This window comes from Ruegeria sp. CG4 (assembly GCF_056537185.1).
In genome coordinates this window covers 158,972-185,786 of record NZ_JBQFRB010000009.1, presented here as the reverse complement: position 1 = coordinate 185,786, position 26,815 = coordinate 158,972, and the positions used below count along the sequence as shown (strand labels likewise).

The 26,815-nt window shown below is 58.7% G+C and carries 21 protein-coding genes; 12 read left to right on the top strand and 9 right to left on the bottom strand.

Features of this window, described 5'->3' with window-relative positions; translation table 11 throughout:
- Positions 1–82: 82 nt before the first annotated feature.
- From ACR0J2_RS20025 to ACR0J2_RS20000, 6 genes are all read right to left on the bottom strand, one after another.
- Positions 83–484 carry a CHAT domain-containing protein gene (locus ACR0J2_RS20025; protein ID WP_480813624.1) on the bottom strand — a complete coding sequence of 134 codons (402 nt, stop codon included), beginning with the start codon at positions 482–484 and terminating at the stop codon, positions 83–85.
- Positions 430–3,402, bottom strand: a complete 2,973-nt coding sequence (locus tag ACR0J2_RS20020; RefSeq protein ID WP_480813610.1) for a CHAT domain-containing protein — start codon at positions 3,400–3,402, stop codon at positions 430–432. The genes ACR0J2_RS20025 and ACR0J2_RS20020 overlap by 55 nt, the downstream gene beginning before the upstream one ends.
- Positions 3,403–3,457: 55 nt before the next feature.
- Complete coding sequence (locus ACR0J2_RS20015; protein ID WP_170807516.1) at positions 3,458–4,237, bottom strand: IclR family transcriptional regulator; 780 nt, start codon at positions 4,235–4,237, stop codon at positions 3,458–3,460.
- Positions 4,238–4,248: 11 nt separating this feature from the next.
- A complete protein-coding gene (locus ACR0J2_RS20010; RefSeq protein ID WP_170611430.1) occupies positions 4,249–5,607 on the bottom strand; it encodes a TRAP transporter large permease in 1,359 nt (452 codons plus the stop codon).
- On the bottom strand, positions 5,607–6,272 hold the full coding sequence (locus ACR0J2_RS20005; protein WP_170681178.1) for a TRAP transporter small permease subunit: 666 nt from the start codon (positions 6,270–6,272) through the stop codon (positions 5,607–5,609). The genes ACR0J2_RS20010 and ACR0J2_RS20005 overlap by 1 nt, the downstream gene beginning before the upstream one ends.
- 65 nt (positions 6,273–6,337) lie before the next feature.
- Positions 6,338–7,576: a TRAP transporter substrate-binding protein gene (locus tag ACR0J2_RS20000; protein ID WP_170611426.1), complete on the bottom strand. Its 1,239-nt coding sequence runs from the start codon at positions 7,574–7,576 to the stop codon at positions 6,338–6,340.
- A gap of 108 nt (positions 7,577–7,684) precedes the next feature.
- Here ACR0J2_RS20000 and ACR0J2_RS19995 point away from each other — a divergent pair, with 108 nt between their 5' ends.
- The 10 genes from ACR0J2_RS19995 (at position 7,685) to ACR0J2_RS19950 (ending at position 20,635) form a co-directional block, all read left to right on the top strand.
- Positions 7,685–9,280, top strand: a complete 1,596-nt coding sequence (locus tag ACR0J2_RS19995) for a GMC family oxidoreductase (RefSeq protein WP_480813609.1) — start codon at positions 7,685–7,687, stop codon at positions 9,278–9,280.
- A gap of 170 nt (positions 9,281–9,450) precedes the next feature.
- Positions 9,451–9,918: a MarR family winged helix-turn-helix transcriptional regulator gene (locus tag ACR0J2_RS19990; protein ID WP_480813608.1), complete on the top strand. Its 468-nt coding sequence runs from the start codon at positions 9,451–9,453 to the stop codon at positions 9,916–9,918.
- Positions 9,915–10,952 (top strand): efflux RND transporter periplasmic adaptor subunit, encoded by a 1,038-nt coding sequence (locus tag ACR0J2_RS19985; RefSeq protein WP_480813607.1) that lies wholly within the window; start codon positions 9,915–9,917, stop codon positions 10,950–10,952. The genes ACR0J2_RS19990 and ACR0J2_RS19985 overlap by 4 nt, the downstream gene beginning before the upstream one ends.
- A gap of 11 nt (positions 10,953–10,963) precedes the next feature.
- A complete protein-coding gene (locus ACR0J2_RS19980) occupies positions 10,964–14,011 on the top strand; it encodes an efflux RND transporter permease subunit (RefSeq protein WP_480813606.1) in 3,048 nt (1,015 codons plus the stop codon).
- Positions 14,012–14,175: 164 nt separating this feature from the next.
- Positions 14,176–15,183 (top strand): GlxA family transcriptional regulator, encoded by a 1,008-nt coding sequence (locus ACR0J2_RS19975; RefSeq protein WP_480813623.1) that lies wholly within the window; start codon positions 14,176–14,178, stop codon positions 15,181–15,183.
- Between the two features lie 135 nt (positions 15,184–15,318).
- Entirely contained in the window at positions 15,319–16,458 is a 1,140-nt protein-coding gene (locus ACR0J2_RS19970) for an aromatic ring-hydroxylating oxygenase subunit alpha (protein WP_480813605.1), read from the top strand.
- Positions 16,455–17,990: a choline-sulfatase gene (gene betC / locus ACR0J2_RS19965; RefSeq protein ID WP_480813604.1), complete on the top strand. Its 1,536-nt coding sequence runs from the start codon at positions 16,455–16,457 to the stop codon at positions 17,988–17,990. The genes ACR0J2_RS19970 and betC overlap by 4 nt, the downstream gene beginning before the upstream one ends.
- A complete protein-coding gene (locus ACR0J2_RS19960; protein ID WP_480813603.1) occupies positions 17,987–18,781 on the top strand; it encodes an SDR family NAD(P)-dependent oxidoreductase in 795 nt (264 codons plus the stop codon). The genes betC and ACR0J2_RS19960 overlap by 4 nt, the downstream gene beginning before the upstream one ends.
- Before the next feature lie 154 nt (positions 18,782–18,935).
- The gene (locus ACR0J2_RS19955; RefSeq protein WP_480813602.1) at positions 18,936–19,709 is read left to right on the top strand and encodes an SDR family NAD(P)-dependent oxidoreductase; all 774 of its coding nucleotides are present in this window, start codon (positions 18,936–18,938) and stop codon (positions 19,707–19,709) included.
- A complete protein-coding gene (locus ACR0J2_RS19950) occupies positions 19,709–20,635 on the top strand; it encodes a 3-hydroxyacyl-CoA dehydrogenase NAD-binding domain-containing protein (RefSeq protein ID WP_170611410.1) in 927 nt (308 codons plus the stop codon). The genes ACR0J2_RS19955 and ACR0J2_RS19950 overlap by 1 nt, the downstream gene beginning before the upstream one ends.
- Before the next feature lie 378 nt (positions 20,636–21,013).
- Here ACR0J2_RS19950 and ACR0J2_RS19945 read toward each other — a convergent pair whose 3' ends face one another.
- The 3 genes from ACR0J2_RS19945 to ACR0J2_RS19935 all read right to left on the bottom strand — a co-directional run bounded on the left by ACR0J2_RS19945 (position 21,014) and on the right by ACR0J2_RS19935 (position 25,432).
- The gene (locus ACR0J2_RS19945) at positions 21,014–23,320 is read right to left on the bottom strand and encodes a Tex family protein (RefSeq protein ID WP_480813601.1); all 2,307 of its coding nucleotides are present in this window, start codon (positions 23,318–23,320) and stop codon (positions 21,014–21,016) included.
- Between the two features lie 85 nt (positions 23,321–23,405).
- A complete protein-coding gene (locus ACR0J2_RS19940; protein WP_480813600.1) occupies positions 23,406–24,419 on the bottom strand; it encodes an Ldh family oxidoreductase in 1,014 nt (337 codons plus the stop codon).
- A gap of 74 nt (positions 24,420–24,493) precedes the next feature.
- On the bottom strand, positions 24,494–25,432 hold the full coding sequence (locus tag ACR0J2_RS19935) for a c-type cytochrome (protein WP_480813599.1): 939 nt from the start codon (positions 25,430–25,432) through the stop codon (positions 24,494–24,496).
- 84 nt (positions 25,433–25,516) lie between these two features.
- Between ACR0J2_RS19935 and ACR0J2_RS19930 the strand changes: the two genes are divergently transcribed.
- Together ACR0J2_RS19930 and ACR0J2_RS19925 are read left to right on the top strand one after the other, a co-directional pair.
- Positions 25,517–26,053 (top strand): RNA polymerase sigma factor, encoded by a 537-nt coding sequence (locus ACR0J2_RS19930; protein ID WP_480813598.1) that lies wholly within the window; start codon positions 25,517–25,519, stop codon positions 26,051–26,053.
- Entirely contained in the window at positions 26,050–26,796 is a 747-nt protein-coding gene (locus ACR0J2_RS19925) for a hypothetical protein (protein WP_480813597.1), read from the top strand. The genes ACR0J2_RS19930 and ACR0J2_RS19925 overlap by 4 nt, the downstream gene beginning before the upstream one ends.
- Positions 26,797–26,815 lie beyond the last annotated feature (19 nt).

Genomic DNA, 26,815 nt, shown 5'->3' with positions numbered 1-26,815 from the left:
CACTGCCACAGATATGCAACGGCAGGAAAACGGCCAAGACCTGTGTTCAGTGTTTTTCGAATGGCTGTGAAAGCGGATTTGTTCAACCGGCACCAACCAGTTGAAAGCCAGCCCAGTTCCCGGGATGCGCCAACGGGCGTTCGCGGTGATCTTCGCTGGTGTCCTGTATCAGCGCCTCAATTTCCTGACGCAGTGCTTCGCTGCGGACCCGGTCGGTCGAGGGCGTTACAACCTCGGTGATCAGGCGGGATGTCAGATCATCCCGAACCGGCCAGTGAGTCACCAGGAGGTTCATGGCACCGGCAAAAAAGAATGCACGGGCCAGCCCGGACAGCCCTTCCGCCCCCGGTTTTGCCCCCGCCGCGGTGTTGCAGGCGGACAAAAGAACCCATTCTGTATCCAAGGACAGCGTGGCCGCCTCGGATGCGGTCAAAAGTCCGTCAAACTTGGGGCTGCCCGGCGAAGGCGGGGGCGAAAGCGCCAGGGCAGGCTCGTCCAGATTGTCGACTCACCGGATATCAGCCCGTGCGTTGCGAAATGCAGAACGCGCGTCTGGCGCAATTGCCCGGAAGCGTCCAGTTTTCTGAGTTCACTTTCGTTGGCCCGAGATCCAAGAAAAACGGAATGCTCGCCTGCCCCAAACTGCGATGCCAGCGACAGGATCTCGGTCCGCGTTCCGGGCAGTCTTGGCAGGTTTTTCAACCCGTCGCGCAGGTCTTGGGCCGATCTGAGAAGATTGCGGGTCTCCAGCCGCAGGGGTTCGGGTGTCCCGTGGAAATCGGGATCGCCGAACCCGACATAACTGACGCGCGTGTCTGCCCGAGCCGTGGTGCTTGTGTTGTCTCGCAACACCAGTTGCAGGGACGGAATGACACTCAGGGCGCGTTCGACGCCAAGCCAGCGTGTATTTCGAAGGGTTTTCGCCACGGACCCGAATTCCTTTTGAGGGGCGGTCGCCAGCGCGCCGAATGGCAGGCTCAGCAGCGAACTTTGCGGGGCAATCAGCCACCGCTTCTTCGGCGCGATTGTCTCTGAAATCTCTGGTGCGCCGAACAGGTCAAGAAACAGACCGTGGGCCAGTTCAATGTCAAACCTGCGTGTGCTGTCCTGTCGCGCGGAACCGGTGGGGTTAATGGGTGCGCGTGCCGCGACAAGGAACTCCTCGTTTGGGTTGATGGAACGGCGAAGGGCCGAGACTCGGGCTTCCAGCTCAGTTGCATCGAATTCCAATCGGGACCATGTGACGCCTTCACGGGTTACGGCCCAGACAAAACCGGGTCCGAAATGCGTTGAACGATCATTCCCACCTTCCGGAACGATCAGGATCAGCGCCTCGTCGTCATCAAGTTCGGCAACGCCACCCGGCAGGAAATCAGTCACCCGGACCACGTGCGGATTTATCAGGTCAAAAAACGCGGGAAAGGCATTCTGCAAGGCCTGCGTTGTTCTATCCAATCTGTCCGTCAGCCGATCAAGCGTATCGGGCGCGGCCACTATCGATGTCCCTGCGCCGGATGCGGCGGCAACGGACTTGATCTCAAATGCCGCCAAATCGCGTTTGGCGCCAATCCAGTCGTTCAAAAAGGGCTCGACGCGGGCATTGTCTGCCGCAATGCGCCCGGCAGCCCGCGATATGGCAAAGGCCGAAGGCCCAAGCCCGATCGTTTGTGCTGCCTCGAAAGCATCCCGCGCCAACTGGTCAGCCTCGGCTCTATCCGTCTGTTGGGAAACCGCCCAGGACGCCTGAATAAAAGCCCACGCCGCGCGAGAGGCCTGTTCCAGCGCAACCCGCTGTTCGTCGGCGGTGAGGTTGCCGGTGCGGCGCAATCGATCTGCCAAGACGGAATGGGCGTGACGGGACAAGTGCAGTGCCTTGCGGAACGAACCCGAAGCCAGAGAGGATTCGGCCAACCGCAACCGGAACAATTGTGGCCTGACGGACGTCGGGCCGTATACGGCGTCCGCTTTGGGAAGCATCCCCTCAAGCTCCTGTGCTGCTTCAAGTGGCAGTCCGGCATCGTGAAGGGTTGAAGACAGATTGAATGCCAACCGCAATTCCTCAACCGGTCCGAAATGCGGGTGCGTACCAAGATGTTTGCGGATGTCACGCAGCAAAGCGATGGCGGCTTCGCTATCTCCGGCCTGTGCTTGAATGGCCGCAAGGTTTATGGCGGATTCTACCGTTCGGGGATGAGCAGCCCCGTACAATCCCACAAATCCATCAAGGGCGCGCTCCATCAACTCCCTTGCCTGCGCAACCTGACCGCTTTCCATCAGGTCGAGGGCAACATCGTTCATGGCAATCAACGTGTCTTCGCTACGCTCGCCATTGGTTTTCCGGGAAATCGCTAAAACGCGTTGGCGGATGGTTTGGGCATCCGCTAAACGCCCAACCGCCTCCAGCGCGCTGGCATAGTTTCGCATCGCCCGAACCGTATAGACGTGCTCCGGGCCTGCCGAGCTGATCATGAGGTCCAGATCCCGCCTGCGCAACGCAAGTGCTTCGTCCCCTCGGCCCAGTTTGGACAAAGCGTTTCCCAACATGATCCGCGCCGTCATTGTCTGAGGATGTTGAGGCCCCAGGGTTTGCTCATACGCATTCAGAACCTCGGTAAACAACGGAACAGCCTCAAGCATCCGGCCCTGACTCATGAGGCTGAAACCAAAATTGTTCTTGGCCGTCAGAACTCTGGGTGAAGTCGGACCCTGCCGGCGACTGAGGCCAGCGATAATTCTCGCGTTCAAGGCGTTTGCATCTTCAAAATGCGCCATTGTGTCCAGTGCCAGAGCCAGATTGACGGACCAGGACAGGACCTCGGCATTGTCTTCACCAAGCGTTTGGCCGCCTAGTTCCACCGCGCGTCTCAGAACCTGCTCGGCCCATTCTGGCTGATTGGCGCGCAACAGGGTATGGCCCAGCATGTTCATGCGGGCCAATGTCTCGGGCGCCGTCTCGCCGTGGGTAATGTTTGACCCTGCGATTGACGCGTCGAGTATTTCGACCGCTTCTTGAAACCTGTTGAGATCCCGAAGGGTGGTTCCCAGATTGCTCATGGCCCGAAGTGTGGCGGGTGAGTTTGGGCCAAGATGCTTGCGGCGCGTCTGAAGAACCAAGCGATGCAACGGTTCCGCTTCATCGGGTTGCCCTAGAATATCCAGCACAACGGCCAGGTTTTCGGTTGTGTCGACCGTATTCGGATGGGTTGGCCCAAGGTTCGCACGGTCCTGCGCCAGAGTTCTGCGCAAAAGCGCTTCGGCCTCGGCATAACGTCCCTGATTTGCCAGTTGTACGGTCAGTGCATCTTGCGGTCGGTCGGTTGCATATGACTGTGAAATCAGTGGCCCGGACCACACAACGGAAAATGCAATGACAAATGAAACAACGAACCTAAAACGCAACATGGACAGAGAGTGTAGCGGTTTGAAATGATTAGTCCATTGCCCCGCGGCGGACTGGTCAGGACAAGAGCAGCCTTCTGAGCTTGTCCGCCCCATCCTGCAAGGTGTTCAGGAATTTCTTCAAGCTTTCAAGATCGTGGCGTTGGGTCGGTGCGTGAACGGACAGTGTCGCGGCCAGCCTGTCCTGATCGTCTGTAACAGGCACGGCGACGGCGGCCATTCCCGGCATGAATTCCTCGTTGTCGGTGGAATACCCGTTTTCCGCAATGTGCCCGATCTCGGTGCGCAGGGTCTCGGGGTCCGTCAATGTCCGCTCGGTTTGCGGAAGAAGCTTCCGCGCTGAAAGAAAGCCGTCCAGCGTGGCCTTGCGCAGGGTGGACAGATACATCTTTCCGCTGGCGGTACAATGGAACGGAACCTGGGTGCCGATCGGCAACTGAATGCGCAGCGGCCATTTGGTTTCGACCCGATCCAGATAGATCATCCCCTCGCGATCCGGGATCGCGAGGTTGCAGGTCTCTCCAATTTCGTCCGCAACCCCGCGCAGGATTGCTAGACGTGCAGTGCGCAGGTGTTCAGCAGACATTGTGTTGACGGACAGCCTGCGCAGACGTGGACCGGGCCCGAACGAGCGTCCGTCCAGATCGCGTTGCAGGAACCCCTCCGCTTCGGCTGTTTGCAGCAGCCTGTGAACCGTTGGTTTCGCCAGCCCCAAGGTGTCGATCAGGTCGGCCGGTTTAACAGCAACGCCGCGCTTTGCGACTTCTTCCAGGATGAGAAGCAATCGCAGATTTGTCGGTATCTGAGTTTCTCGTTCCGAAGTGTCCGTGTCGACCATCCCCCTACATTCTATTTGTTTGGCAGCAGGATCAAGGCCAGATCAGGCACCAGAGACACCAATATCCAGACGGACAGCAGCGCGACCAGATAGGGCACGGTGTAACGCAGCAGCCGGAAATAGGGCACGCCTGTCACGCCTGACGCGACATAAAGATTCAGGCCATATGGCGGCGTAATGAACCCGATTGATGCGCCCACAAGGAAGATCACCGAGAAGTGGATGGGATCAACGCCGACCGATGCCGCAATGGGGGCCAGAATCGGCGCGAGGATGATGGTCACCGGAAGGCTCTCCAGCACCATGCCCGAGAAAAAGACGATGACCATCGAGGTGAACAGCACCGCATGGTACCCGCCCATCGAAGTCACGAAGTCACCGATGGTTTGCTGCGCGCCGAGCAGCGACAGGATTTGTTGCATGACGACCGAAATAGCGATCAGCGGTGCCAGGATCCCTGTAATTTGCGCGGAACGGATCACGATCGATGGGATTTCCGGGATCGTGAACCCTTCGACGACCATCATTTCCGCATAGCTCTTGTCAGTCGGGGAAATGTCGTCGCGCGCACCCATGATGCGGTTGATCGGATAGCTCACCAGACCGGCGATGACGCAGAAGCCGACGGTCACACCCGCCGCTTCGGTCGGAGAGAATTTGCCGGTGTAGATGCCCCACAGCACCAGCCCGATTGCAAAGAAACCCAGCCAGGCACCAAAGGCGGTTTTCAGAACGCGGTTCAGTTGCAGCGGGATCAGATGGCCCCAGCCGTTGATACGGCAGATGATCCAGCATGCGACCTGCATGCCGATAACCATCAGCGCACCGGGCAGGATGCCGGCCACAAACAGTTCGGAAATGGGCAGGTTCATAAGGAAGCCATAGACAATGAAAATGATCGACGGCGGAATGATGATCCCGACCGTGCCGCCTGCCGCTGCCGTGGCGGCGCTGAACCGTTCGTCATACCCGCCCTTGACCATCTCGGGGTGCAGCATCGATCCGATTGTTGCCGTCGTCGCCGAGTTCGAGCCCGAAATCGCGGCGAACAGCCCGCATGCGCCAAGCGAGGCCATCGCCAGCCCCCCGCGTATCCAGCCCAGACAGGCATATGCGAAATCGCTCAGCCGTCGTGCGATGCCCGATTTGTTGATCAGATCGCCGGTCAGAATGAACAGCGGCATCGCCAGCAAGGCAAAGCCCTTGTTGAACACATTCAGAAGCTCGGCCCCCATGTTGTCGAGTGTCAGACCCAGAACAAATGAACAGCCTATGACCCAATAGCCGATTACCAGCAGGACCGGCACGCCCAGCATGAACAAGAACGTCACGCCCAGTGAAATCAATGTAACCCAGGTTCCGTCTGCCATCAGTCCGCCCCAATCACGGCTTGCTTGATCAAGGGCTCGCCGGTTTTCCAGTTGTGTAAATCGTCCGCCAGATTCTGAAACACGCGGCCGACCATCAGAAAAAACGACAGTGGCGCTGCAAGCAGGAACCACCACTGCATCACGTTGTCGGTGCCAAGCACGATCTGGAAGTTCGAAGCCGACAGCGCCACCAGCCGAGATGTTGTTACGATGACGATCACCGCAAAGATGAACCACAGGATCGCATCCAGGATCAGACAGGCCAGTTGCCCACCGCGCGGCATCGAGGTGCGGAATTCGCTGAAACTCAGATGCGTGCGCAGGCGAACGTTGTAGGACGCGCCGAACCACGCCATCACCATGAACAGCAGTGGCGGAATGGTTGTGGACCACGGCTCCTGGTCGTTGAACACAAAGCGGTCGATCACGCCCCAGAAAATGATCAGCGCAATGGCCAGATAGGAATAGACCATGACCGACCGCTCCAGTTGGCGTTCAATGAAGGGAACCTTTCGATAGATCGCCATAACGATAAGACCGCCCAGGGCAGCGACCACAGTCCCTACCACCCATGTCGCGTCAGACTGCAGCGCAGACTGAATCTCGAACGAATCCTGGCTTAGAATGGCGCTGAATATTGCGCCAACATCGGTCCAAAATGACATGAACCCCGTCCTCCCAGTCGGTGTTTAGTGGAACCGGCCCGCGTGGGGCCGGTTCGGTAGCCTTATCAGGCTTCGCCTTTCCACCAACGGCGTGGCTCGACATTTTCCGGCAACATGTCCGCCGGGATCTCACGCGCGATGTCGTAGATTTCCTGATATGTGTCGATGCCGCCGGCCCATTTGTCCAACCGCTCGCGCCATTGTGCCCATGGATCGGGGTTGAAGTTCGGAGCGCACATCTCTTCGGCCAGTTTGATCTGATCGTCCGGCAGGAATGCGGGGCGGACCCCGTTTTCGGCAAAGATCGTCCCCGGCAATTGCGGGTCCGAGAACCCGACGGTGTTCAGCAGCGCGGCTTCGTTTGCGCCCTGAATCAGTGCCTGGGTGAAGTAGGACGATTCCATGACCGCGTCCTGCAGTTCGCCGCCCAGGCTGTCAAAGACCTTTGCGGACATCGAAGTATGTTCGGTGCCGCAGAAGAACTTGAGGTTCACGGACTGTGACACCACTGGCGACATGTTGGCGTAAGCCACCGCCGAAGCCCAGGTTTCGGCGCCGTCGATCAGCCCGGTCTTGAGCGCGTCCAGCGTCTCTTCCCATGCCACCGGCACCGGGTTCAGGTTCAGCAACTGCATCGCAATGCGGCCCAGCTGAGTTCCGGTAACACGGTTCTTGGTTCCGAACAGTTCCTCAAGCTTGGTGACTGTCGGCTTGTCCGAGAATGTCGAACCCATTTGCAGTCCGCGCAGTTCACAGTGGGTGAACAGGAACTTCAGACCGTGCCGTTTTTCCAGCGGGTCCCGCAGAATGCGCTGACTGGCCGGGCTGTAGAAGAAATGATACTGCGCCGCGCGGCTGGGGAACATATAGGCATAGTCCAGCACGTTCAGATAAGGTGCGCCGCCTGCCGAGTTCTGCGTTGAAGCCGCGTAGATGTCGACAATGCCCTGTTGGGTTTTTTCGACACAGCTCAGCTGACCGCAGATCTGGTTGTCGCCGATGAACTCAACACGAATCTCGCCATCGGTCCGTTCTTCAAGGTCGCGTGCAAACTCGATGGCGCCGGCGCGCTCGATCAAAAGGTTGCGGGTGTTGAACCCGGCAGCGCCGAATTTCAGGGTGTGCTTGGGTTCTTTCGAGAACCGTTTTTCATAATTCGATTCAGCGGCCTGCGCCAGATTCGCCAGGCTCATCGCGCCGCCAAACCCTCCTGCAGCCAACAGTGTTGAACTCATGCCGTATCGGCCCGCCACGCGGAAGAAATCCCTCCGTGATATTCCGCTTAGTTTCCGACCAATCTCCATCTTTTTCCTCCCGATGAAAAATTATTGAGACGTTTTGTATCAAAAAATGCTAGTATATTTGATGCAACTTGCATAGACTTTTTTTAATTTCGCTAAGAGGAGACGGTTATGGAGGTGGATTATGCAGTTGTCGGGGCTGGCTCTTCCGGCTGTGTCATCGCCAACCGTCTGAGCGCCGATTCCGGTACATCCGTTGCACTGCTCGAAGCCGGTGGGCCAGACACAAATCCGTGGATTCATATTCCGGTCGGCTATTTCAAAACCATGCATAACCCGTCGGTGGACTGGTGCTACCGGACCGAGCCAGACGCGGGTCTGAACGGTCGGTCAATCGACTGGCCGCGCGGCAAGGTTCTTGGGGGGTCGTCCTCGTTGAACGGTCTTCTCTATGTGCGCGGTCAGAAAGAGGACTACGACCGCTGGCGGCAGATGGGGAATATCGGCTGGGGCTGGGATGATGTCCTGCCATTGTTCAGGCGCAGCGAGGACCAGGAGCGCGGAGAAGACGATTTTCATGGGGTCGGAGGCCCGCTTGCCGTATCCAACATGCGTATCCAGCGCCCGATTTGTGATGCCTGGGTCGCTGCCGCGCAAGAAGCGGGCTACCCGTTCAATCCGGACTACAATGGCGCGCAGCAGGAAGGTGTCGGCTATTTTCAGCTGACAACGCGCAACGGACGCAGGTGCAGTTCGGCGGTTGCGTATCTGAAGCCGATCCGTAACCGACAGAATCTGAAGATCATAACGCGTGCCCTTGTGACGCGCATAAAGCTGGAAGGAAAACGCGCGGTCGGTGTGGTGTATCGGGACCGTTCCGGTGCCGAAAAGACTTTGACCGTACGGCGTGAGATTATTCTGTCTGGCGGCGCGATCAATTCCCCTCAGATTCTGATGTTGTCAGGTATCGGCGATCCGGATCACCTGAGGGAAAACGGTATCGAACCGCGACACGCGCTGCCCAAAGTGGGGAAAGGTCTGCAGGATCACCTGCAGGCGCGGCTTGTGTTCAAATGTAACGAACCCACTTTGAACGACGAAGTGAGGAACCTGTTCAATCAGGCGCGCATTGCGTTGAAATACGCGTTGTTCCGTGCCGGCCCGATGACAATGGCCGCCAGTTTGGCGACAGGCTTTCTGAAAACGCGACCAGAAGTTCAGACGCCCGATATTCAATTCCACGTCCAACCCTGGTCGGCCGACAGCCCTGGCGAGGGCGTTCACCCGTTCTCGGCATTTACCATGTCGGTCTGCCAACTGCGCCCCGAAAGCCGGGGAGAGCTGCGTCTGAATGGCCCCGACCCGTCGAGCTATGTCAAGATTTTCCCGAACTACCTGTCGACCGAGACGGATTGTCGAACCATTGTCGATGGCGTCAACATTGCGCGCACCATCGCAAAGGCAAACCCGCTGGCGTCCAAGATTTCCGAAGAGTTCCGGCCATCTGCCGATCTGGCCATGGACGATTATGATGGGACTCTGGATTGGGTCAGGTCCAACTCGGCATCGATTTACCACCCGACAGGCACTTGCGCGATGGGAGTATCGGATGACGCCGTCGTTGATCCGCAGCTCAAGGTCAGAGGCATTGAAGGCCTGCGGGTGGCTGACTGTTCCATCATGCCCGAAATTGTCAGCGGAAACACAAACGCACCTGCGATCATGATCGGCGAAAAGGCCAGCGATCTGCTTTTCGCGGCAAGGTGAACCCCGGCCCTCGACGAGACCCAGTCGTGTTTGGGCATTCCCAAACGCGCCAAATAAGGACGTTCACGTTCCAAGGGTGATCCGGCGCGATCCTGAGTAATCTTCACTTCGCATCTTGAATATTTCATTTTTTGAAGTATATCGCGCCCAACCTATCCGAGGGCACCGAAATGACCGATTCGGTCGAACCATCAACGCAGAAGTACAGTCCTGAAATTCAATCGATGATGGGCGTCTACGCGCTTTATTGGAAGTTGGAAGAAAGCATCGATCTGTTGCGGACCGATCTGAGCCATCAGGAATGCCACATGCTGATCAAGCTGGAACAGCCCAAGCGGATGGGCGTTCTGGCACATGACATGTTATCTTTGCCCTCTACGATAACCGCGACCGCGGATTCGCTGGCCAAGGCCGGGTATCTGGTTCGACAGCGCGATCCCGAGGACCGCCGCGCGTGGCTGCTGGTTCTGACCGGGCAGGGCGAAGACGCCCGAAAACAACTTGTGACCGAAGCCGGGGAACTGTTTCGCCGCGCCTCGGGGCTCAATGATGAAGAAACCGCTGAATTCGCGCGATTGGCGCAGAAGATCCGCGAAACCGTCCTGAAAACAGGCATACCCGAAGGTTTGAAGAAATGAAGATCCTGTCAACATTGGCTTTTGGCCTGATCGTGCTGGCGACATCGCTGACCGCACAGCAAGCCCCGAAACCGGTGAAACTGCTGATGGTCAGTGAAACGTCACCCGGCTTTTCGCGACAGTTCTTTGGGCGGGTCGCGGCCCGCCAAACGGTCGATCTGGCCTTTCAGGTGGCCGGACAGATTATCGAGATGCCCGTCACCGAAGGTCTGGTTATTCCGAAAGGCGGGCTGATCGCCAGACTCGATCAGGAACCGTTCGAGCTGCAGCTCAACCGCGCCCGACTGCAAAAGGATCAGGCCGACCGCACGGTTGCACGCCTGTCCCGGCTCAGGGGGACCACGGTCAGTCAGGTGGCCCTGGATGATGCGGATACAAACGCCCAGCTGGCGGCAATTGCCACACGTGACGCGGAATACGCGCTTGAACATGCGACCCTCACGGCCCCCTTCGACGCGCTAGTTTCCAGCCGCACGGTCGAGGCATTCACCACCGTTTCCGCCGGAACGCCCATCGTACGTATCCACGACATGTCTGAATTGCGGATCGAAGTCGATGTGCCCGAAATCTTGTTTCAGCGCCGGGGCAGTCAGGATGACGTGACGATTACTGCCAAATTTCCCGCCAGCGATGAAGTTTTTCCGCTGCAAATTCGCGAATTCGATGCTGAAACGTCCAGCGTCGGTCAGACGTTCCGGATCAACTTCGGATTGACACCGCCGGAAGGCATTCAGGTTCTTCCCGGTTCGTCGGTAACGGTAAACGTGCAGGTTCAGGATAATCAAACCGGCATCGTCGTCCCGCCGACCGCCATTGTTGCGGATGCCGAAGGTCGTCTGGGTGTCATGCTGTTTTCCCCGGCGGGCGCGGACGAAGGAACCGTGCAGCGCGTGCCGGTCGAGATCGAACCCACCCAATCGGGGGATGTGCGTGTCGTGTCCGGTCTTTCCGACGGGGACGAAATCGTTGTAGCTGGCGGCAACGCGCTGAGTGACGGACAGGCGGTGCGCCGCTTTGCCGGGTTTGCGAACTGAAGGGCGGATCGATGAACATCGCGCGCGCATCCATCGACAGGCCGCTTTATACGTGGCTCATCATTCTCGTCGCACTGTTTGGCGGTATCTGGGGCTTTTTCTCGCTCGGAAGGCTGGAGGATCCGGCCTTTACCATCAAACAGGCCGTCATTGTGACAGCCTATCCCGGCGCCACCGCCGAGCAGGTTGCATTGGAAGTGTCCGAACCGCTGGAATCGGCCATCCAGCAAATGGGCGAGGTGGACACCATCACCTCGGTCAACCGCCCCGGACAGTCTCTGATCGAGGTCGAGATCAAGTCGACCTATGACGGCAGCGAGCTGCCGGATATCTGGACCCAGCTTCGGGCCAAGGTCAGGGACGCCGCCCGCGGATTGCCGCAGGGCGTGGACCAGCCATATGTGAACGATGGCTTCGGCGATGTGTTCGGCCTGTTCTATGCGGTGACCGCCGAAGGTTTCTCGGACGCCGAAAAGCACGAACTGGCCACTTACCTTCGACGGGAGTTGCTGACCGTTGACGGGGTTGCCGATGTCGAGGTTCAGGGCCTTCCCGAGGAAGCAATCTTTATTGAACCTGACCTCGCCATTTCCGTAAACCAGAACGTACCGTTGCAGGCGATCAACGAAGCGATTGCCAACGCCAACTCGGTCAACGCATCTGGTTCACTGCGATCCGAGAACAACCTGACGACGCTGCTGACGGCCGAAGGGTCGGACAGTGTATCCGCAATCGCCGGTTTGTCGGTCGGCTCTCAGGGCCACGTGATCAACCTGTTCGACATGTCAGATGTCTATCGCGGCCGCCAGAACGATCCTGACTTGATCGTCCGTTTTGACGGCGTCGAGGCGTTCACGCTTGGTATTGCGGGTCTGGCGACCGAGAACATTGTCGAAGTCGGCAAACGCGTTGACACCAAGATGGCAGAGCTGGATCCGAATATCCCCTTTGGTGTCGATATTCTGCCAATCTACCAGCAGCACGTCGTGGTTGAACAGGCGTCCAACGACTTTCTGGTGAATTTGGCGATGTCGGTTGCGATCGTGGTTGCGGTGCTTGGCCTGTTCATGGGGTGGCGCGCCGCAATCGTTGTCGGCAGCACGCTGTTGCTGACCGTTGTGGGCACGGTTCTGTTCATGTCGATGTTCTCGATCGAGATGGAGCGGATTTCGCTTGGCGCGCTGATCATTGCGATGGGGATGCTTGTCGACAACGCCATCGTTGTCGCCGAAGGCATGCAGATTGCCATGCTGCGCGGAAAAAACTCGCGCGATGCCGCAGACGACGCGGCCTCCAAAACCCAGATACCATTGCTTGGCGCGACTGTGATCGGAATCATGGCCTTTGCCGGCATCGGCCTGAGCCCCGATGCTACAGGTGAATTTCTGTTCTCGCTGTTCGCAGTAATCGGAATTTCGCTGCTGCTGAGCTGGGTTCTGGCGCTGACCGTCACTCCGCTGTTGGGCCACTACTTTTTCAAGCAGGGTAAGGAAGGCGAAATCGACGCCTATGGCGGTTTGCTGTTTCGGATCTATGGCACGATCCTCAAAGCGGCGCTCAGGTTCCGCTGGCTGGTAATCATCGCACTGGTCGCGGTGACGGCGGCCTGTTTTGCGGGCTTCGGTCTGATGAAGCAGCAGTTTTTCCCGAACTCGAACACCCCGCTTTTCTTTGTCCATTACAAGCTGCCGCAAGGCACCCCGATTGCGCGGACGTCCGAGGATCTGGCGCAGATCGAGGACTGGCTAAGCAAGCGCGACGATGTGGTCTCGGTGGCAACCTTTGTGGGGCAGGGGGCGACCCGTTTCATGCTGACCTATTCCGCTGAAAAGCCCAATCCCAGTTACGGGCATATGATCATACGCACGGAAACTCTGGACGATATCCCGCAGCTTCAGGCGGACCTGGAAGAGTATGGCATGGCGTTGTTCCCCGAAGGAGAGTTCCGCACCAAGCGGCTGGTCTTCGGCCCCGGCGGTGGTGATCCGATCCAGGCCCGGTTTTCCGGCAGCGATCCGATGGTGCTCCGCCAACTCGCCGAAGAGGCCAAGCGGCGCATGGCTGATGCTTCGGACAATGTCATCGGCGTTCGTCACGACTGGCGCGAGAAGGAACTGGCGCTTCAGCCAATCTACGCAACCGAACGGGCGCAAACCGCGGGCGTTACGCGCGAAGACGTTGCGGCGACACTTTTGTTTTCCACCGATGGCATCACCGGCGGAGTGTTCCGTGAACGCGACCGCCTGATCCCGATCATCCTGCGCAGACCGGTTGATGGCGACTATTCCGTGGTCGATCAGGTTGTCTATTCAACGCAGGCCGAAAAGTGGGTGCCAATCGAACAAATGGTCGATGGATTTGAGTACAAAACCCAAAATACACGTGTACATCGCCGAAATCGTGTCCTTACGATAACCGTCGGTGCCGACATTCCGCCGGACATGACAGCCGCGCAAGTGCACGCCGAGGTGCGCGAAGCGATCGAGGCAATGGAAATTCCACCCGGATATAAAATGGAGTGGGGCGGTGAATACGAGAACTCGCGCGATGCTCAGGAAAGCCTTGGAAAACAATTACCGCTGAGCCTGCTGATTATGGTGCTGATATCGGTGTTGCTGTTCAACGCCATCCGCCAGCCTCTGATCATATGGCTGCTGGTGCCCATGTCCGTTAACGGAGTGGTGATCGGCCTTCTGGGTACCGGGTTGCCCTTTACGTTTACCGCGTTGCTGGGGCTGCTCAGCCTGTCCGGGATGCTTATCAAGAACGGGATTGTGCTGGTCGAAGAAATCGATCTGGTCCGCGCGACCGGAAAGCCGTTGAAAGACTCGATCATCGAAGCGTCGATTTCGCGCTTGCGTCCTGTCATTCTGGCCGCGATCACCACCATTCTGGGAATGGCGCCCTTGTTGACGGATGCGTTCTTTGTATCGATGGCTGTCACGATCATGGGAGGTTTAGCCTTTGCCACAATCCTGACAATGGTCGCCGCGCCGGTCCTCTACGCAGTGTTCTTCGCAAGGGATGAACGGCAAGAGGTTGCCGCGGTCGCTGCCTAGGTTGAGATATCAGCCAGGTTGACCGCGCCGTTTTGTACACGTCGCCCACCCCAAATCCATAGGTTTTGGGGTGGGCAGCGTTGCAAATCCACACCCGCAGGTCGAAGGTAGAGCGATCGTACGTCGATTGAGATTTGTGGCCGGAAAACGCGACCGTGAAGACTATGGATGGCAAAACCCGATTGTTGGTGATTGTTGCGCCAAATTTCAATTTGTCCGCAACCATGAGCTTTATTGACCCGTTTCGTGCGGCAAATTACCTGGACGGACGGTCTTATTTCAGTTGGGAATTTGTCTCAGAATCCGGTGGATATTGCACCTCAAGCAATGGTGCAGGGATTGAAACCAAGGCGATCGATCAAAGCGCTGCAGGTCAGCGGGATATCGTGATCGTTTCGACCAGCTGGACCCCGGAAAAACATCTGACGCCCAAGATCGGCAATACGTTGCGCGGTTGGGCGCGAGGTGGCGTAACGCTGGGCGCACTGGATACGGGTGCGTTCATTCTGGCGCAGGCCGGATTGCTTTCCGGTCGTCGGGCGACTGTTCACTATGAACATATCGACGCATTTCAGGAACTGTTTCCAGGCGTGGAAGTGGTTGAGAACCTTTACGTTTTAGACGGCAACCGAATCACGTGCTGCGGCGGCAGTGCTTCGGTGGATTTTGCGCTGCAGATACTGCAGGGTATTCACGGCAGCGCGCTGGCCAACGCGGCCGCCAGATACATTTTTCACGACCGCTTGCGGGGCCCCGCTTCGATGCAGCAACCTGAAGGCAGCGAGCCTTTAGGGGCGGTTGTTCCGGCGACGTTGAAATCTGCGATCCAGATCATGGAGGCACATCTGGAAGAAACGGTGTCTATCCCCGAGATATGCAGGCGCGCGGGTGTCTCGCACCGTCAACTTGATCGGATGTTTGCCACCTTTATCAAGAAAACTCCGGCGCTTTATTATCGCGATATCCGGCTGGACCGGGCGCGGGGGCTTGTGACGCAAACAGAAATGCCGATTTCCGAGATTGCAATGGCATCGGGGTTTTCCAGCCCGGTGCATTTCAGCCGCTCGTACAGAGACAGGTTTGGCTTGCCGCCCAGTCAGGATCGGATCGAGGGGCGGGTCCCGTTTGAATACCGGGCTTGGCCGATGCATCGCAAGCCCAGGCAGTCTTGATGCACAACTCTGCGGATGGCGAAAATAGTCATTTGAGAGGCGAAAAAAATCAACAGCGTGAGTTGATTTCAAAGGATCATACGCTTCGCAAGCCAGTCCACCGGACCGCGCGGGTCCGAAATCTTGGAGTTACCAATGAACGAGCTGCCAACCCAAGAACAATTCCAGCGGATTTCCGATGGCTTCAGTCCAGATCCATTCAACACAAGCTCGTTGAAGGCCGAGGCCTATGTTGATCCGGTTTGGCATCAGGTGGATTTGAATGAAATCCTTGCCAAGACATGGCAATGGGTATGTCACGTCGAAAAGCTGCGCGCGCCAGGATCTTATGTGACGGTTGAAATCGCCGGTCGGCCCATTGCCGTCGTGCGCGACCGCGAGGGGGAATTGCGGGCATTCTACAATGTCTGCAAGCACCGCGCGCATCACCTGCTGTCGGGTGAGGGGGAAACGACCCGCATTATGTGCCCCTACCACGCCTGGGTTTACAAGCTGGACGGCCAATTGGTGCGCGCGCCCGAAACGGAAAGCCTGACCGGGTTCAGCACCCGGGACATTTGCCTTGATCAAGTGCAAGTCGAAGAATTTGCAGGTTTCGTTTATGTCAACCTGGACCCCCAAGCGCGCCCCCTGCGCGAAGTGTCGGGCAACCTTGAAACGGAAATTCGCCATTGGGCCCCGGATATTGAACAGCTGACTTTTGGCCATCGCCTGACCTATGACATCAAGTCGAACTGGAAGAACGTCGTCGACAATTTTCTTGAATGTTATCACTGCCCGACCGCGCATAAGGATTTTTGCGATCTGGTGGATATGGACACCTATAAGGTTACAACCTACGGCATCTATTCCAGCCATATGGCCGACGCAGGCAAAAGCGCAAACTCTGCCTATGACGTGTCGAATGCGTCTGTGCGTACTCATGCCGTCTGGTGGTTGTGGCCCACCACCTGCCTGATGCGTTACCCGGGCCGGTCATCGATGATCGTGCTGAACATCATCCCCGTGGGACCTGACCGCACGCTTGAGACCTATGACTTCTTCCTCGAAACTCCGGAACCGGACGAGGCAGAGCAGGAGGCGATCCGCTATCTCGACGAGGTTCTGCAGCGCGAAGACATCGATATCGTCGAAAGCGTTCAGCGCGGGATGGGTACGCCTGCCTTCACGCAAGGGCGTATTGTTCATGACCCGAGCGGCTCGGGCAAGTCCGAACATGCGGTGCATCACTTCCATGGGCTGGTTCTGGACGCTTACGCAAGGGCCGCGCCGTGACACGGCCCAACATCGTTGTGGTCATGGCCGATCAACTTGCCCCGCATTTCTGCGGGGCTTACGGCCACCCTACGGTCAGGACACCGAACATCGATGCGCTGGCGGCACGCGGTATGCGGTTCGATGCGGCTTACTGCAACTCTCCTCTGTGTGCGCCGTCCCGCTTTGCCTTCATGTCAGGGCAGTTGATCAGCAGGATTGCGGCCTATGACAATGCCAGTGAGTTTCGCGCTTCGGTCCCGACGTTTGCACATTACCTTAAGGCGCTGGGATACCGAACCTGCCTGTCAGGCAAGATGCATTTTGTCGGACCGGATCAGAAACACGGATTTCAGGACCGCATTACAACCGACATCTACCCTGCCGATTTCGCCTGGACACCAGATTGGGAAGCCCCTGACGAGCGGATCGACAAGTGGTATCACAATATGCAAACGGTCAAGGAAAGCGGCGAAGCCATCGCGACGTTCCAGACCGATTACGATGATGAGGTCGAGTTCGCAGCCCGCCGCTGGCTGATTGACCGGGGCCGCGATCGGGCGGCCGGGGACAAAGCGCCGTTCTGCCTGGTCGCCAGCTTCATCCACCCTCATGACCCCTACGTGGCCAAGCCTGAATGGTGGAACCTGTATACGGATGCGGATGTTCCGATGCCGGACACCTCACTGACGCCCGAGGAACAGGACCCGTTCTCGCGCAGGGTAATGGACGGAATCGAGGCGAGCTATGTCTCTCTGACGGATGAGGAGGTGCGCCGCGCCCGCCGCGCCTATCTGGCCAATGTCAGCTATTTCGACAGCAAGGTCGGGGCGATTGCGAAGGCGCTGGAAGATATACGCGAACTGGACAACACCATCGTCGTCGTGACCGCCGATCACGGGGATATGCTGGGCGAGCGGGGGTTGTGGTACAAGATGAACTTCTTCGAGCATTCTGCCCGCGTCCCACTGATTATGGCCGGGCCGGGTGTTGCGCAAGGGACAGCACTCAACGCCTGTTCGCTGCTGGACCTGCTGCCGACTTTCGTTGAAATCGCTGGGGGGCAAGAGGAGATGTTTGGCGAACCGGTGGATGGTCGCTCACTCGTGCCGCTGGCCCGCGGCGAAGCTGACATCGTCGACGAAGCGATCGGTGAGTATTGTGCAGAGATGACCCCTTATCCGGTCTTCATGATCCGGCGCGGGCCGCTGAAATACATCCATTGTGACCCCGACCCACCGCAACTATACGACCTGTCCGTCGATCCACTGGAAACGGTGAATGTCGCGGACGATCCGGCTTATGCCGCCCATTCTGCTGCCTTCGCCGCCGAAACCGACCAGCGCTGGGATAGTGAAAAGCTGCGTGCGGATATCATCGCAACACAAAAATCCCGTCATGCGCTTCATGCCGCGATGGAAGCCGGGGCGGGTGAGGCCTGGGATTACAATCCGCCGCGCGACGCTTCTCAGGAATATGTGCGCAATCACATGGACTGGACTGTTGCCGCGGCCAGATACCGCTTTTCACCTTTGAAGGAGAACCAAGAATGATGCTGAAGGGCAAAACCGCGCTGGTCACAGGCGGTCGAGGCGGCATCGGGCGCGCCATCGTCGCCCGTTTTCTGCGAGAAGGTGCACGGGTCTATGCGGCTGACCTGACGCCCGAGGGATCGTTGGCCACCCATGACGGCGACGGCAGCGTGTTTGTCAAACTCGACGTCACGCAGGAAGCGGATGCCGTTGCGGCTATGGAGCAGGTCGCCGAAAACGCGGGCCAGTTGGACATTCTGGTCAACGCGGCTGGGATCGAGATCGAAAAGACGATCGAACAGACCACTCTGGAAGAATGGAACCTGTCCTTTGCCGTCAACGTGACCGGCACCTTCCTGACGTCAAAACATGCCCTGCCCTTGATGCGAAAAGCCACTGCCGCTGGGACGACGGCATCGATTATCAATTTTGGCAGCTACGATGGCTTCATCGCCGACCCGGGACTGGCTGCCTATTGCGCAACCAAAGGCGCGGTTCACGCCCTGACCAGGGCAATGGCCTGCGACCACGGGCCCGAAGGTATTCGGGTCAACGCAATCTGTCCGGGCTATGTCGACACACCCATGCTGCAAAGCTTTTTTGCCGGCGAGGGTTCGGGTGGCGGCGGCAAAACTATCGACCAATTGCAGAAGTCGGTCCGGGATGTGCATCCGATGCGCACCTATGGCACGCCGGACGACATCGCCAACCTGGTCAACTGGCTGGCATCGGATGAGGCGCGCTATGCCAGCGGCCAGCTTTGGGTTCTTGACGGAGGGCTGAGCGCGCAGGTCCAGCAGATGAAACTATGAGTGAAGCGTTGGGATACGAAACGAGAAGCCTCTTCTTTGGTGCTTGGAAATCGCGATGTTGTGCAATCATCCGGACCGTTCCATCGGCTAAACTGGATATCAACCGGGACGGCGCCGAGATCGTGCGCAGCGCAATGTTAGGGCCTGTCGGAAAATGTCCGCGTGGCAAGGCAATGGTGGCGAACTGATGCGGCTGGCTGGAAAAAGAGCACTTGTGACCGGTGGCCGCCAAGGCATCGGGCGCGGGATTGTCGAGGCCTTTCTGCGCGAGGATGCGACGGTTTCGACCTGCGGGCGTGGCCCGAGGCCCGAAGGGCTGCCAGACAGTGTCACTTGGTACCCGCTGGACGTCACGGACGCCGCTGCCGTAGAGGAACTGGCCAGCGCGACGGACGGGATGGATATTCTGGTCAACAATGCCGGCGTTCAGGTCGAAAGAACGGTGGCTGACAGCACCGACGCTGACTGGGAAACCGTGATCGGGACCAATTGCCGGGGCGTGTTCAATATGTGTCGCGCATATATCCCCCGAATGCCCCAAGGCGGGTCGATCATCAACATCGGCTCGATCTCGGGGCAGGTCGCGGATCCTTCGATGGCGCTTTACAATGCGTCCAAGGCCTTTGTGCATGGGCTGACCCGGTCGATTGCCGTGGATCATGGTCCCCGAATACGCTGTAACGCAATCTGCCCGGGCTGGATCGAAACGGGCATGTTGGATGCAGGTTTCGACCTTGCATCAAACCCCGAGGCCGCGCGGCAGGATGCGCTTGCCCGACATGCGATGCGCCGTTTCGGCAAGCCCGAAGACATCGCCAGCATGGCGGTCTGGCTTGCCTCGGACGAAGCGAGTTTCGCCACAGGCCAGTTGTTTACTGTGGATGGCGGCATGACCGCCGCATCCCCTCTCAATCCGGGATTGTTCTGATGGAGTTCAAACACACGGCCTGCCTTGGCGGCGGGGTGATCGGCGCCAGTTGGGCGGCCTTGTTTCTGGCATCCGGCCGTTCGGTCGCGATGTTCGACCCGGCCTCCGATGTTGAGCGTAAGGTGCGCGACTACATCGAAACGGCGTGGCCCACGATGACCGAGCTTGGGTTGACCAAAGATGGCACGCCCGACGCGATCACCTTCCATACAAACGCGGCCAGCGCGGTCGAAGGCGCCGGATTCGTGCAGGAAAACGTGCCTGAGCGGCTGCCGGTCAAGCATGAAACCTTTTCCGTGATCGAGCCCGCCCTGGCCCCCGGTGCAATTGTCGCCAGTTCGGCGTCCGGCCTGACTCTGGGCCAGATGCAGCCCGGCTGGAAGGATCCCTCGCGTTTTGTGCTGGGCCATCCGTTCAATCCGCCGCACCTGATCCCCTTGGTCGAGGTGTTGGGAAACGACAAAACGGCCCCCGGGGTGGTCGAGACGGCGCAGGGATTCTACGAAAGCGTTGGAAAAACAACGATCCGTTTGCGCAAGGAAGTGCCCGGTCACGTGGCCAACCGTCTGCAGGCGGCCATTTGGCGCGAGGCCGTCAGTCTGGTTGTCTCGGGTGTGGCTTCTGTCGAGGATGTCGACAAGGCCGTCTGGGCCGGTCCCGGGCTCAGGTGGGCGGCTATGGGGCCGACCATGCTGTTCAACCTTGGGGCGGGAGAAGGTGGGCTGAAGGCATTTTGCGATCACTTCGCCGATACGTTCAACGGCTGGTGGGACGATCTGGGTCAGATCCATCTGTCCGATCAGGTCGCCCAACAACTGACCGAGGGCGTTCAGGCCGAAGCAAGGGGCATGACACCGGGCGAGTTGTCGCAAAAACGCGATGCGTTGATTGTGGCCATGCAAAAGTCAATTGCGGGGATGCGTTGAGGAAACGGGTCGTTTCGCGCCGATGTCATGTGACCGTCGAACCGGTGAAGGTGCGGGGCCGTGTCGAGTCAAATCCAACGGTTTTACAACTGGCCAGCAGAAAGCGCAGAAGTCACAGGAAACCTCATAACAAACCTTTGTTAAACAATTAATTGCGCGGGCCTGTTGGTGGCTTCCGCCATCATACCCGCGCGTATATCTGGACGATCTACCTGTTGGCATTCGAAACCGTTTCCGAAACCGAACGTCATTCTGTGTGCCATTAATTTTCGAAAAAAATCAAATTTGAGTGCCAGGACTCGACCCAGAACAAACGGCAAGTCCTGCCCACGAAATAACAGTGCGACCAGCTTGTCACGAAACGCTGGCCAGCGACGTTTAACGGTTTTTGAGCGCAGAGCGCAGAGCATCACCCAGTGCGCCGTTCTGCGCGTTTCCGCCTGAGCCCGGTCGCTGCGTGTTGCGGTGTTTTGGTTGACCGCTGGCCTTTCCCGCGCCGCGCGAGGTTTGGTCCTGACGCGCAGAGGCTCCTCCGTCCTTGCGCATGGTCAGACCGATCCTTTTGCGGGGCACGTCGACCTCCACCACACGAACCCTGACGACCTGACCGGTTTTGACGATCTCGTGCGGGTCTTTGACAAACCGGTCGGCCAGCTGGCTGACATGCACTAGCCCATCCTGATGAACACCGATATCCACGAATGCCCCAAAGGCCGCAACGTTGGTGACGGTCCCTTCCAGCATCATGCCGGGTTTGAGATCAGTGATGTCTTCCACCCCGTCGGTGAATGAGGCGGTCACAAAGCTTGGGCGCGGGTCGCGTCCGGGCTTTTCCAGCTCGGAAAAAATGTCCCGTACCGTCGGCAGGCCAAAGCGGTCGTCGACGAATTGCTCGGCCCGCAGACCATTCAGGGCGCCGTCATGTCCCATGATTTGCCGAATGTCACGTCCACATGCCGCCACGACGCGGCGCGCGACGTCATAGGCCTCGGGGTGGACCGAGGACGCGTCCAGCGGGTCGGCCCCGTCGCGGATACGCAGGAAGCCCGCACATTGTTCGAAGGCCCGCGGACCAAGGCGGGCGACATCCAGCAGCTCTTTGCGGGATTGAAACGCGCCATGCAGGTCGCGGTGCATCACTATCGCTTCGGCCAGCCCAGGCCCCAGACCGGAAACATGCGACAGCAACGGGGCCGAGGCCGTGTTCAGGTCGACGCCCACGGCGTTCACCACATCCTCGATCACGGAATCAAGCGATTGGGAAAGGCGGTGCTGGTCGACGTCGTGCTGGTACTGCCCGACACCGATCGATTTCGGCTCGATCTTGACCAATTCGGCCAAGGGGTCCTGCAGTCGCCGGGCGATCGACACCGCGCCGCGTAGTGACACATTGAGGTCGGGAAACTCCCGCGCGGCCAGTTCCGATGCCGAATAGACCGAGGCACCGGCTTCCGAGACCACAACCTTTGTCGGGGCCTTCACCGTCTTAGGCAAAAGGTTCAGCGTGTCAGCTACCAATCGCTCGGTCTCGCGGCTGGCGGTGCCGTTACCTATGGCAATCAGTTCGATCTTATGGGCCGAGATCAGGTTCAGGATTGCCGCCTGCGCCCCGCGCAGATCGTTTTTGGGCTGGAACGGATACAAGGTATCCGTGGCCACCACTTTCCCGGTTGCATCCACCACAGCCGCCTTAACGCCGGTACGAATTCCGGGGTCCAGACCCAGCGTTGCGCGTGCGCCGGCAGGCGCCGCGAACAGAAGGTCCTTGAGGTTGCGGGAGAACACCTGAATGGCCTCTTCCTGCGCCCGGCCGCGCAGGTCCGCCATCAGTTCGACCATCATCGACAGTGACAGTTTCACCCGCCAGGTCCAGCCCGCCACCTTGCGAAGCCATTTATCTGCCGGCCCATCGCTGTGTGTCTGCAGATGTGCGGCCACAATCGCTTCGGCCCGTGTTGCGCCGGTTTCGGGTTCGGGCGCGATGTCCAGCGTCACGATCCCCTCTTTCGAGGCGCGCAGCATTGCCAGCGCGCGATGCGAGGGCACTTTGGACCACAGCTCGGAATGGTCGAAGTAATCGCTGAATTTCGCGCCTTCCTGCTGCTTGCCGTCAATCACCTTTGCGCTCAGCACTGCCTCGCGTTGCATGAAGCTGCGCAGCTCACCCAGCAGCGAGGCATTTTCGGTCAGGCGTTCAGTGATGATGTCGCGGGCACCGTTCAGCGCGTCCCTAGTTGTAGCTACCGCATCGCTCACAAAACCTTGGGCCAGGGCTTCGGGGTCGGTAGAACGGTCGGCCAGAATGGCATCGGCCAGCGGCTCCAGCCCGTTTTCGCGGGCGATCATCGCCTTGGTCCGACGTTTGGGTTTATAGGGCAGATAGATGTCTTCCAGCTGCGCTTTGGTGTCGGCTTGCGCGATGGATTTGGCCAGGTCTTCGGTCAGCTTTCCCTGATCCTTGATCGAGTTCAGGATGCTGTCGCGGCGGGTATCCAGTTCGCGCAGATAGGTCAGGCGGTCCGACAGAACCCGCAGTTGCGTATCATCCAGTCCGCCTGTCGCCTCTTTCCGGTAACGGGCGACAAAAGGCACGGTGGCCCCTTCGTCCAGCAGCTTGACCGCTGCGCCCACCTGTTCGGGACGCGCGTTGATCTCGGTAGCGATAGTGCGGGCGATGCGGTCCAATGAGGCCTCCTGAACTACGGTTGGAAGGACTTCTTATCCAGCGCCGCCCAAGAGGGGAAGAGGTGAAAACGACCCGCCTCTACAGTTACAACAAAGCCTGCAAATCGTCGTACAGGTTTTTGGAGATTTCGACATACCCGCGTGCAGTGTTGCGGGCGCGGGCCGCAAATCGCCGCTGCGACGGCAGCCGCGCGCCCTGATCCAGAATGTCGGCAAAAAGACGTTCGGCCCTTGCGTCGTTTTCCTGCGTTTTGCCACCGCTGAACTGATCGGGGTCAAATGCCAGAATGATCTCGCCGTGATAGGGCGCACCGCCCGCGCCCACGGCAAACGCCATGCTTTCCAGACTGGTCAGGTCGTCGATCAGAGGGCCCGCCAACAATTCGATCATGATCGACAAGGCCGACCCCTTGTAGCTGCCGAAGGTCAGCATGGCACCGTCCATGGCCGCCTGAGGATCAGTAGTCGGATTGCCGTTTTTGTCGATGGCAACGCCCTCGGGCAGCGGTTTTCCTGCCCTTCTATAAAGTTCGATCTCACCGCGGGCAAAGGCGCTGGTGGCGAAATCGAAGGTGAACGGATCTTTTCCTGACCGGGGCCAGCTGAAGGCGAGCGGGTTGGTGCCCAGACTGCCGCGTGTTCCGCCTGCGGGGGCCACCCACGAATGGCTGGGAACCATTGCCATCGCGGCAAGCCCGGCCGATGACAGGCGTTCTACTTCGGGCCAGAGCGCAGAGAAATGAAAGCATCGATTGATCGCCATCGCGGCGATACCGTGGGTGCGGGTCTTTTCAATCAGAACCGGCAAGGCCTGCTGAAACGCCAGCAGCGACATGCCGCCCTGGGCATCCACGCGAACGATCGCGTTTTCCGATGGGGCCAAAACCGGCGCGGCATGGCCATCGATCTTGCCCGCCTGCATCGTCTCGGTGCACATGAACAGGCGAAACAGCCCGTGCGACTGGCAATCATCGATCTGGCAAGTGGTCAGCATGTCTGCGATGGCCGCTGCGTGGGCCGATCCAAACCCGGATTTTGTGAGTACGTTCAAGCTTAGCTGCCGGATGTCGTCCAGATTTAGTTTGACCGTATCGCTCATGCCTGTCCCCTGTGCCGGTAATTCAGCACAAGGGATAGCGTGGCAACCCGGCGATTGAAAAGCGGGATTTCTGTTCAGCCCTGCGATTCAGATTGCAGATAGGCAATGAGATTGGTGATGTCGGTCCGGTTCTTCAGGCCGGGAAACTGCATCCGGTTGCCGGGAACGGTGTTTTTCGGATCGGACAAAAACGCGCTGAGCGCGTCTGCCGTCCAGACAATTTCAGAGGTCTGCAAAGGGCCGGAGTATTTGAAACCGTCGCTCCGACCCGCTGTCGCGCCGATGATCCCGTGCAGAGAGGGGCCGACACCGTGGCGGCCCTCTTGCAACTGGTGACAGGCCTTGCATTTGCGATAGACCTTTTTGCCCGCCTTGATATCGCCCTCGACGGCGGCGAGGGTGACCGGGACCGAGGGCCCTGCCTCGGCCTTTTTGTCGTCCTTGTTGAAGATCAGTCGCGCGGTGATCGGCACGGTTCGGGTAATGCCCGGCAGGTCCGCCAGTTCCATCAGCGTATCGATTCCGGCGTTGACGCCTGCATCTTCCGTGCTGAGGAATACCATATCGTTGGTTGAGACCATGACCGAATTTTCGGACAGGCGCGCCACGAACAATTCGGCATCGAACGCGACGTCTGTGCCTGCCAGCGACAAGATGGCCTCGGCATCGATGGTGGTGGTTTCGCCCCCGCCAAGCCCCGAGACCTCATCCATATCGAACTGGGCCGTCAGCGTTGCGATTCCGGCTTTGCGAAACACGTATTCGATCATCCGTTCATTTCGAATGTCGATATTCGTTTCGACTGAAGACAAGTCGATCTTTATGTCCGCCTTGCCGTCCGGGCTGACGTGACCGCTGAGACGGGTAAAGCTGTTGACCTCGCCCACGGTGTCTTTCTTGATCGAGCCATATGCCAGGTGCGAGCCTTCCGGGGCCAGTGTCCAGCTGTCCGCCAGCGCCGGGCCTGCAACAATTGCCGACGCAATCGTGACTGCTGTAAGCAGAAGTTTCATTTCTTTCCTCCTGAGTCTGTGTCAATCCTGACCCCGCGGGCCCGGTCCGTGAAAAACAAACACACACAGGTCGCAAATTATTCGATGAGTGGTGAGATCAGTTCCGAACAGGCCGTGCGTGGCGCGATCCAGACATATTCGAAACGTGTCTGGCGGTTTGGTCTGGCATTGTCGGGCGCGTCGGACGTTGCAGACGATCTTTTGCAGTCAACATGCCTGCGGGCGCTGGAGCGTCACCATCAGGTGACATCGCATGATCGGCTGGACAGCTGGCTGATGACGATCTGTCGCTCGATCTGGCTGAACGAGGTGCGCGCGCGATCGGTTCGCAAGGCCCAGGCGCTGTCGGTCACGCCCGAGGCGGATTTAATTGCACCGGGAAACGATTCTGAGACGAATATTTTCGCCACTGAAGTGTTTACACAGGTGATGCAACTGCCAGAAGCGCAGCGCGAGACGGTAATGCTTGTGTTTGTCGAAGGCTATAGCTACCGCGAGGCTGCCGCGTTGTTGGAGGTGCCGATAGGGACAATCATGAGCCGGCTTTCCAACGCCCGGCAGAAACTGAAAAACGTGATGCAGCAAGACGCGGCGGATGTCGTTCGACGGAGTGGCAAATGAAGTTTTCCGACGAGACGCTAATGGCGTATCTGGAAGGCACCCTGGACGCGGGTGAGGCCCGCGCGATCGAAGATGCGGTTGCGGATGATCCGACATTGGAACAACGTCTGATGGCGCTGGACCCGTTTGCACCGGTGGTGAAGCAGGTGTTCGAGGCGATGCCTTCCCAAGCGCCGCACGTCGATTTGCCGGATACCTACGCATCAACATCTGCAAGGTCGGTCGTTGGCTCATGGCGTCTGCTTGCGGTTGCGGCTTCGGTTGCTGTCATTGCGGTGTCGGCGACGTTCTGGGTAACGCGCCCGGCCGAGATGGGCTGGGCGGAACAGGCCGCGATCTATCAGTCGCTATACGTGCCGGATACGATTGCAACGCTGGACAACTCTCCTGCCGCGCTGGATGTGCAATTCGCACAGGCCGAGGAACAGCTTGGACGGTCCCTGAACCGCGATGCGCTCGAGGCGCTGCCGGGGCTGGATCTGAAGCGGGCGCAGGTCCTGTCGTTCAAGGGCAAACCTCTGATCCAGATTGTATTCGCGGATGCGCAGGGGCAGCCTTTGGCCTTTTGTGTCATACGGCAGGGACCGGCGGCCCCGAATAAGGACGTAGAACAGGCGGTTCTCAGCGGGTTGGCCACGGCCACATGGGCGCAGGGCGGCTATGGTTACATGCTGCTGGGCAGCGACGCGCAAACCGACCTTGGTGGGCAGTTGGACACGTTGACTGCGCTGTTTGCTGGCTGAGCCGCGAAATAGCCTTGTG